The 1470-nt window shown below is 76.9% G+C and carries 1 protein-coding gene; it reads left to right on the top strand.

Annotated elements, in window-relative coordinates; all coding sequences use genetic code 11:
• The coding region (locus ABD308_RS09195; protein WP_344330595.1) for a phosphodiester glycosidase family protein at nt 1-1470 on the top strand (1470 nt) is incomplete at both ends.

The raw sequence follows: 1470 nt of genomic DNA on the forward strand, positions 1-1470 counted from the left end.
ACCGTGTCGCCGCCGGCCTGCCCGCGCTCGCGCCCGTCACCGCCTGGGCGGCGCCCGTCGGACCGGCCGCGGCCGGCGCCAGCGGCACGGCCGCCGACCCCGGCCTGGTGCTCGACCGCCCCGGCGAGTCGGTCGTCACCCGGCGCGAGGTCACCCCGATCGCCCCGGGGCTGACCATGACCGCCTTCGACCGGCTCGGCAAGACCGGCTGGATCCGCGGCAAGGTCCTGGTCGCCGACCTCGCCACCGAGGGCCTGAGCGTCGACTACCTGTCCTCCGGCCAGGTGACGACCCGCCAGACCGTCACCGAGATGGCCCGGGGCGCGGGCGCGGTCGCCGCCATCAACGGCGACTACTTCGACATGAACGCCTCCGAGGCACCGCTCGGCGTCGGCGTCTCCCGCGAGGACGGCCTGGTCCACGCCCCCATCGAGGGCTGGAACCAGGCCGTGACCGTCGGCGCCGACGGCCTGGCCCGGATGGCCGAGGTGTTCCTGGAGGGCCACGCCGCCCTGCCCGGCGGCCGCGAGCTGAAGCTCAACGGCGTCAACACCTACGGCCTGCCCGCCGACGGCGTCGGCCTGTTCACCCCCGCCTGGGGCAAGGCCTCCCGCGCCAAGGTCGCCGACGGGTCGTCGGAGGTCGTCGAGGTGGAACTGCGCGACGGCCGGGTCACCGCCGTGCGCGACCAGCTCGGCGGCACGGTGCGCGAGGGCGCCACCGTGCTGGTCGGCCGGGAGGCCGGCGCCCGCGCGCTGCGCGAGCTCAAGCCGGGCGACCAGGTCGCCACCGGCTACCGGCCGCGCGCCTCCTTCGGCGAGGTCGCGGTGGCGGTCGGCGGCTACCAGGTGCTGGTCCGCGACGGCGTCGCCCTGCGCCCCGGCGAGAACGACGGCAACGAGCTCAACGCCCGCACCGCCGTGGGCTTCTCCGCCGACAACAAGCGGATGTACCTGGTCAGCGTCGACGGCCGGCAGGCCGACAGCCCCGGCATCAGCCTGCCCGACCTGGCGGTGCTGATGCGGGACATGGGCGCGCGCAACGCGCTCAACATGGACGGCGGCGGCTCGACCGCGATGGCCGCCCGGCTGCCCGGCACCGCGCGGGCCGGCACGGTCAGCAGCCCCTCCGACAACGGCGGGGAGCGCGCCGTCGCCAACGGGCTCGGCCTGTTCTCCGCGCCCGGCTCCGGCCAGGTCAAGGGCTTCCGGGTGCGCCCGGCGGAGGCCGTGGACACCGCGAACCGGGTCTTCCCCGGGCTGCGCCGCACCGTCCGCGCGCTGCCGCACGACGAGGCCTTCGGCCCGGTCACCGGCACCGCCCCGGCGGTCCGCTGGTCCACCGCCAAGGCCGCCCAGGACGCCGGGCCCGGCGCCGTCGAGGTGTCCGGCAAGGGCACCGAGGCCGTCGTCACCGGCCGCACCTTCGTCAAGCAGCACCCGCGCGCCTACCTGGTGGAGAACCGCCGCT

The sequence above is a fragment of the Kitasatospora putterlickiae genome (assembly GCF_039527695.1).
Taxonomy (GTDB): Bacteria; Actinomycetota; Actinomycetes; order Streptomycetales; family Streptomycetaceae; genus Kitasatospora; species Kitasatospora putterlickiae.